This is a genomic window from Silvanigrella sp. (genome assembly GCF_044369315.1).
In the GTDB taxonomy this organism is placed as follows: Bacteria; Bdellovibrionota_B; Oligoflexia; order Silvanigrellales; family Silvanigrellaceae; genus Silvanigrella.
Genome location: NZ_JBIPMD010000188.1, coordinates 1 through 6,809, shown reverse-complemented (window position 1 = coordinate 6,809; position 6,809 = coordinate 1). Strand labels below are relative to the sequence as shown.

The 6,809-nt window shown below is 28.5% G+C and carries 9 protein-coding genes; 2 read left to right on the top strand and 7 right to left on the bottom strand.

The genetic code is table 11. From position 1 onward, the window contains the following. Window positions 1–1,012: sensor histidine kinase (locus ACIQ56_RS13045; RefSeq protein ID WP_397601492.1), on the top strand; the 1,012-nt coding region annotated here is incomplete at its 5' end. A 3-nt stretch (window positions 1,013–1,015) separates the two neighbouring features. Here ACIQ56_RS13045 and ACIQ56_RS13040 read toward each other — a convergent pair. Next, the gene (locus tag ACIQ56_RS13040) at window positions 1,016–1,711 is read right to left on the bottom strand and encodes a CHAP domain-containing protein (protein WP_397601491.1); all 696 of its coding nucleotides are present in this window, start codon (window positions 1,709–1,711) and stop codon (window positions 1,016–1,018) included. 252 nt (window positions 1,712–1,963) lie between these two features. On the opposite strand from ACIQ56_RS13040, the gene ACIQ56_RS13035 reads away from it, so the two are divergent. Next, window positions 1,964–2,434, top strand: coding sequence for a DUF4442 domain-containing protein (locus ACIQ56_RS13035; RefSeq protein ID WP_397601490.1), 471 nt, complete (start codon window positions 1,964–1,966; stop codon window positions 2,432–2,434). Between the two features lie 55 nt (window positions 2,435–2,489). Here ACIQ56_RS13035 and ACIQ56_RS13030 read toward each other — a convergent pair whose 3' ends face one another. The 6 genes from ACIQ56_RS13030 to ACIQ56_RS13005 all read right to left on the bottom strand — a co-directional run bounded on the left by ACIQ56_RS13030 (window position 2,490) and on the right by ACIQ56_RS13005 (window position 6,376). After that, the gene (locus tag ACIQ56_RS13030; protein ID WP_397601489.1) at window positions 2,490–3,308 is read right to left on the bottom strand and encodes a glycosyltransferase 87 family protein; all 819 of its coding nucleotides are present in this window, start codon (window positions 3,306–3,308) and stop codon (window positions 2,490–2,492) included. A 67-nt stretch (window positions 3,309–3,375) separates the two neighbouring features. Further along, entirely contained in the window at window positions 3,376–3,744 is a 369-nt protein-coding gene (locus tag ACIQ56_RS13025; protein ID WP_397601488.1) for a hypothetical protein, read from the bottom strand. Window positions 3,745–3,823: 79 nt separating this feature from the next. Continuing rightward, complete coding sequence (gene sucD / locus ACIQ56_RS13020; protein WP_153420019.1) at window positions 3,824–4,705, bottom strand: succinate--CoA ligase subunit alpha; 882 nt, start codon at window positions 4,703–4,705, stop codon at window positions 3,824–3,826. Window positions 4,706–4,731: 26 nt separating this feature from the next. Then, window positions 4,732–5,910 carry an ADP-forming succinate--CoA ligase subunit beta gene (gene sucC, locus ACIQ56_RS13015; protein ID WP_397601487.1) on the bottom strand — a complete coding sequence of 393 codons (1,179 nt, stop codon included), beginning with the start codon at window positions 5,908–5,910 and terminating at the stop codon, window positions 4,732–4,734. A gap of 162 nt (window positions 5,911–6,072) precedes the next feature. Next, window positions 6,073–6,204, bottom strand: a complete 132-nt coding sequence (locus ACIQ56_RS13010) for a hypothetical protein (RefSeq protein WP_397601486.1) — start codon at window positions 6,202–6,204, stop codon at window positions 6,073–6,075. 4 nt (window positions 6,205–6,208) lie between these two features. Next, window positions 6,209–6,376 (bottom strand): hypothetical protein, encoded by a 168-nt coding sequence (locus ACIQ56_RS13005; protein ID WP_397601485.1) that lies wholly within the window; start codon window positions 6,374–6,376, stop codon window positions 6,209–6,211. Window positions 6,377–6,809: the final 433 nt, after the last annotated feature.

The following is a 6,809-nucleotide window of genomic DNA, read 5'->3' as shown; positions in this document are numbered from 1 at the left end:
TGTAAGCTCAATCGCCCCTTGCTTGAATTCGCTTGTATACCTTCTTTTGGTTAACACCATTTCAACACCTCTTTCCTATAAGTTTTTTTCGGATCTGGGTGTCTACTTTCTTAGGGGAGGATCAATAGATTATATAATAGTAAAAAGCACAAAAGAAATCGATAAAATTTGTGAGAATTTAATTGGAATGTCTGAAAATTTATACTCCAGTAAAAATAATCTTAACAACGTTTTAATAAAATCTCAAATAAATGATGCCATAGCAAATTCAACAAAAATGTTTGCACATGATGTCAGAAAACCATTTTCTATTATTAAATTATTAATTGATACTATTGAAAAAGAGGATGATTTTGAAAAGGTAAAATTAATTTTAACAACCAGCCTTCCTTTTATGAATCAAGCAAAAAACTCAGTTGATAATTTAATTTCAGATATTTTAGAAATTGGATCTGAGGCCATTCCTAAAATGGAAGCAATGACACCTGAATTTTTAATACAATTAGTTATAAATGAATTATTATTGACAGAAAATAAAAAATATATAGAATTCAACTATGATTTTAATCATTGTTATCAATTCAATGTCGATAAAAATAAAATACAAAGGGTTTTTTCAAATATCATATTTAATGCCATTGAAGCTATAAATAAATCAGGAAAAATATGGATAAAAACAAAAGAAATAAAAATAAATGAAAATTTATTTATTGAGTTTTGTATAGGAAATAATGGAAGCTATATTTCAAAAGAAAAATCTGCAAAAATATTTGACGCCTTTTTTACTTATAATAAATTAGGTGGAACAGGCTTAGGCCTTGCTATCGTACGAAAAATAATTCGTGCACACGGTGGAACTATATTTTGTTCTTCCGAATATAATGAAGATATGAATAAATGTTCTGTAGAATTTATTTTTACATTGCCAATTGCAAAAATTCCAAAAGAACGTACCTTAATTGATTTTGCTAAATCGACAAAAGATATATCAATAGAAAAACTTATTAATTAAATTTTACATCTCTGGATTAACCCAGCCTAAAATTAATTCTGCTTTTGCTTGGTTGTCTTTTTTCGAAGGATCAAATTTTGCATAATCTATATCATATAAAATATATTTATTATCTTTTAGTTCTAATTTAATTCGTCTGGCGTATTTATTGGGTTCTTCCCATTTTTCATTGTAATAGTTTGCTTCTGCTAAATCTAAATAACCTTTTTTTGTATCTACATTTACGACAACAGCAACATGTCCATATGGCAAGTCAGAATATTTCTTATATATAATTAAATTGCCAACTTTAGGAACATTATTTGAAAAGTTTTTTTCTTTTTTTAAAATAATTAATTCTTTTGAATTTAATTTTTCTGCATTATTCAAGTCAAAAATTTCATTTGCTGATTCAACCGAACCAAAAGTAATTCCTTTTTGACGAATCCACCATCTTCTAGCAAACTCAACACACTGCCATTTAATCCCTGTATAAACATCTTTATTTAAAGAAAGAGATTTCCCAGATATATTATTAGGTTCAGGATTTACACATAAAGAGCGGCAATTCGAATATGCTTCAACTCCATTATTCTCTCCTAATTTTTCCCCATAAATCGTAATGCATTTATGTTCTACTGTATTTTTACAGGAATCTGGAATAGAAAATGCACTAAAATGAACAAAAAATAACAAATAACAAAATAATAATTTTTTCATACTTATATCCCCCCAAACAATTTGACTACAATAGCTTGATTTTTTATTCAGCAAAATTTAAATTTTTTTTTTAAATTAAAGTAAATAAAAATATATTTACATTTAATTATATTTTTATTATTTATTTAATTATTTTTATAAATATGTTATAATTTTACAACTTATTTATAAATTTAAACCCTGTTATTTTTTCAAACAATATGATACACTTTACTACTTATTGTTTTTTTATATTATAAAAAAGGAAATATAATGAATATTATTGATAAATTAAAAAATAAATTACCTGCCAATACTCTTTTTAAAATGTTGCGTTTTTGGCCCCCTTATTTAGGAGCTGGAATTAAGGTTACTAATATAAGCGACGATTTTTTAAAGCTAGATGTCGAAATGAATTTATCTTGGTTCAATAAAAATTTTGTAGGAACACACTTTGGAGGATCTCTATTTTCAATGACAGATCCTTTTTATATGTTAATGTTAATAAAATCTTTAGGGTCTGAATATATTATTTGGGATAAAGCATCTAAAATTGAATTTATGAAACCAGGTGTTGGAACGGTCAAAGCGCATTTTGAATTTACTTCTGATGAATTAGATGAAATTAAGCACAATTGCCAAAACAAAAAGAAACACTTATTTAATAAAGAAGTATATATATTTGATGATAAAGGCGAGCTTATAGCAAAGGTCGAAAAAACTTTATATGTAAAAAAGAAGTAATTTTATTATCAAAACTCATTCCTTCTAAAAAATAGAAGTCGGATTTTAGCTTAACTTATTTAGTTAACGGCAAAGATTCAGATAAAGGTATTGGATCAGAAAAATAATTTAAATTGGCTTTTTTCAATGAAATTAGCAGACAAATTATTAAAATAAGCCCACTTGATGGCAAAAGGTAATAGGTTCGAATCCATTTCGTGTAAACTCCACCATCTCCAATGTCTAATCCTAATATAACACTTGAAATAGAAAATAAAACGATTAAAAAATAATTATGCTTACTTATTATTGATGAAATTATAAAAATGCTTGGCATTAATAAAATATAAACACTTTTCCCATTTGATGTTAAAAGCGAAATAAAAATACACAACATAGAAAAATCATAAAATAATTTTAATTCTTCAGTTAATAAAATTTTGGTTTTATTGAAGAAATAAAGCAAAAACAAAGCACATAAAGAAATGATTAACAATTTTTTTATAATAATAGAGTCAATTAAACCAATTGAAAAATATTTATCGATAAAAGAAAATAGTGAAATATTTGAATCACCCGAAACAGAACCTTGTCTAAATATTTCGATTTTAAGCTCATTAAACCATAAATAGTTTTGCTCAATAAATACTTTAAATTTATACGTTATTAAAGGAAAAAAACCTATCATAAAAACTGATATAATAGTTAAAATAATTGCTTTCATATTTTTTTGATATAAAAAATACATTAAAAATATTAAAAAATAAGGTTTTATAAAACATGAAATTGCCAAAACAAAAAATGACATATTATTATTATGCCTTAACAAATAAAAGGAATAAATATATAAAAAAAGCAAAAATATATTTATTTGCCCCAAGTGCAATTCTCTCACATAAAAAACACCTAATGGTAATAATGAAAACAAAAATACTAAAATTAAATATGAAGTTATATTTTTTTTATTTTTTAATTAAAATTTCACTTCCTAATAAAAAGCAATACAAAAAATTAAAAAACATTAAAAGAGAAATAAAAAAGGAATAAAAATACTTTGCATATGTAAAAGGCAATAAAGTAAAAGGGATAAATAAATAAGCTGAAAAAGGGGAATACTTAAAACGATAAAAACCATCTTCGTCAGGACGATAAAGATTTTCACCTAACAATGCGCGTTTTGCGCTTTTATAATAAACTTCAAAATCACTTTGCCAATAACGACCATTTTTAATTTCAAGTAAAATAAATATAATTGTAAAAATAATAAAGAAAAAAAATAAGAACTCCCTCATTCGAGAGTTCTTATAAATTTCATTTTTAAATACGGACATTTTAATATTCCTAATTATAGAGCTTTTCTAAAATCAAGAATATCAAAAAGGGTTAAAGTTTACAAATATTACTGTCAAATTAAATACCTAGAGCTTTTTTAAGAGTAATACCCATATCAGCAGGACTCATAGCAACATGCAACCCACAAGATTTCATGGCTTCAATTTTTTCTTCTGCAGTTCCTTTGCCACCACTAATGATAGCGCCAGCATGGCCCATACGTTTGCCTTTAGGAGCTGTTTGTCCCGCAATAAAGCCTACTACAGGCTTTTTCATATTTCTTTTAATCCATTCTGCAGCTTCTATTTCAAGATTGCCGCCAATTTCACCAATCATGATGATAGCATCGGTATCTTGATCTTTTTGAAACATTTCAAGAACATCAATAAAGCTTGTGCCATTAATAGGATCGCCACCAATACCAACACAAGTAGATTGGCCTATTCCTAAAGCAGAAGTTTGCCCAACCGCTTCATAAGTTAATGTTCCTGACTTACTAATAATTCCAACTCTACCTGGCAAGTGAATATGGCCAGGCATAATTCCAATTTTACATTTATCACCAGGAGTAATAACCCCAGGACAATTAGGTCCCACTAAACGAGTGCGACCACCAGCATTTAAAAGAGCTTTTTTTACTCTTAACATGTCTAAAACTGGAATTCCCTCAGTAATAGCAACGATAAGTTCTATTCCAGCATCAATTGCTTCTAGAATGGAATCGGCGGCAAAAGGAGGAGGCACAAAAATCATAGAGGCATTTGCACCTGTTTTATGCATAGCTTCTGCAACAGTGTTAAAAACAGGGCGATCTAAAACAGAAGAGCCCCCTTTTCCAGGAACAACTCCACCGACTAAATTTGTTCCGTATTCTGCGCATTTTTCAGAATGGAATTTGCCTGCACTTCCTGAAATTCCTTGGCATATAAGTTTTGTTTGTTTTCCAACGAGAATTGACATAATATTTAACCCTTTTTAATCTTTTGTTACTTTACAGCATTTACTATTTTTTGTGCACCATCAGCCATTGAAGACGCGCTTAAAATATTTAACCCAGATTCACTAAGAATTTTTTTACCAAGTTCTACGTTTGTACCTTCAAGACGAACAACAAGTGGAACTTTTAATCCAAGTTCTTTTGCAGCTGCAACAATACCATTTGCAATAACATCACATTTCATAATTCCGCCAAAGATATTTACAAATATACCTTTTACAGCTTTATCACGTAAAATAATTCTAAATGCTTGAGTAACTGTTTCTTGATTAGCGCCACCACCAACATCTAAAAAGTTTGATGGCTGACCGCCAGTTTGTTTAATTATGTCCATAGTTGCCATTGCTAATCCAGCACCGTTTACAAGGCAACCAATGTTACCTTCTAAAGAAACATAACTTAAACCATATTTTGATGCTTCTAATTCTCTTGCATCATCTTCTTCATAATCACGTAAATCTGCAATGTCTTGATGACGAAATAAAGCATTTTCATCAAAACTCATTTTGCAGTCTAAAATGGCAATATTACCTTGTTTAGTTAATACAAGAGGATTAATTTCTACCATGGAGCAATCATATGTTAAAAATGCTTGGTATAATCCTTTTAAAGTTTTCGCAAAATCTTTTGCTAATGGAGTTCCAAGGCCAAAACCTAATCCAAGGCTCAATTTACGAATTGTAAATTCTTGAAGGCCTACAGTAGGATCAATGTCTGCTGTTATAATTTTCTCTGGATGTTTTTCAGCAACTTCCTCTATATCCATTCCGCCTTCTGTAGAAGCCATAATTCCGATTGTTGCTGTTTCACGATTTACAACAAGAGCAAAATAGTATTCTTTATCAATATCACAGCCTTCAGCTACTAAAAGTTTATTTACTTTTTTGCCTTGAGGACCTGTTTGATTTGTAATTAAAGTCATTCCAAGCATTTTTTCTGCAATAGAAAATGCTTCTTCTGGACTTTTCGCTAATTTTACTCCACCAGCTTTTCCACGGCCACCTGAATGAACTTGAGCTTTAACAACAGCAACTTTGCCATCTTTTCCACAAGAAAGACTGCGTGCAGCCCATTCTGCTTCCGTAGCAGTATATGCAAGTTTGCCTTTAGGAATACTTAAACCAAAACGGGATAGTAGCTCCTTCGCCTGATACTCATGAATATTCATGAAACTCTCCAAAATATATAAAAGACCATATGAAAAAACGGGCACCAAGCCCACTATACATTTAAGACAATTGTCTCAACAGTGAGCGACTTTACAATTATTTTTAAGGGAGTGAAAGGGCGAGAATAAATGAATATAGAGATAAATTGAATATTTCTTTATTTAGTTTTTGGGTTCTTCAGGTACAAGAGTGCATAAATTGTTAGATAGATTTTTTAAAGAGCTAGATAATAAAGAGGATTGTTTATGAAGTTCTCTTAATTGCTCTTTCATCATTTGCTGAATAATAGACATTCTATTATTTTGATTTCCTGCTTTTTTTTAGCTCATTATCAATAAATTCTTGAAACTTATAAGCTTCTTCTTTTTTATCTTCAGTAAGTGCTTGAAAATATTCTTTTCTTCTTTGTAAGGCTTTTAAAAGAGCGGGTGAATGTAGCTCTATATAATTATTATCTTTATTCAAAACGCGCTCCTAATTCTCAATTTAAAAGCATACCGAAAGTGTACGTTATACTATAATGCTATAATTAAGTGCATTATGCTAGCAATTTTTTGTTTTTTATAAAATTATTTCATAAGATTACAAATAGATTAAAATAGAATATTCTTTCATGAATTGATTAGTTAATTTAATTCAATATTATTAAATAGTTATATATTAATTAAATATAATACATAACATTTTTTATTTTCAATTTTATTTTGAAAATGTATTTAAATTCAAAATTAAATATAAAATATTTTATTATATTTAATTAACTTTTATTTAAATTGATCCTAACCCCCATTTCAAGTTGACACTTTTCCATCATGAAAAGGAGAGTCAATGGATAAATTAGCAGAGCCACGAAGGCGCTTAGGATATTATGAAAAGCGAGCAATATTAGAGGAACATT

Coding starts and splice junctions, on each gene's coding strand:
- ACIQ56_RS13040 (WP_397601491.1), bottom strand. CDS start 1,711: ATGAAAAAATTATTATTTTGTTATTTGTTATTTTTTGTTCATTTTAGT.
- ACIQ56_RS13035 (WP_397601490.1), top strand. CDS start 1,964: ATGAATATTATTGATAAATTAAAAAATAAATTACCTGCCAATACTCTT.
- ACIQ56_RS13025 (WP_397601488.1), bottom strand. CDS start 3,744: ATGTCCGTATTTAAAAATGAAATTTATAAGAACTCTCGAATGAGGGAG.
- sucD (WP_153420019.1), bottom strand. CDS start 4,705: ATGTCAATTCTCGTTGGAAAACAAACAAAACTTATATGCCAAGGAATT.
- sucC (WP_397601487.1), bottom strand. CDS start 5,910: ATGAATATTCATGAGTATCAGGCGAAGGAGCTACTATCCCGTTTTGGT.
- ACIQ56_RS13010 (WP_397601486.1), bottom strand. CDS start 6,204: ATGTCTATTATTCAGCAAATGATGAAAGAGCAATTAAGAGAACTTCAT.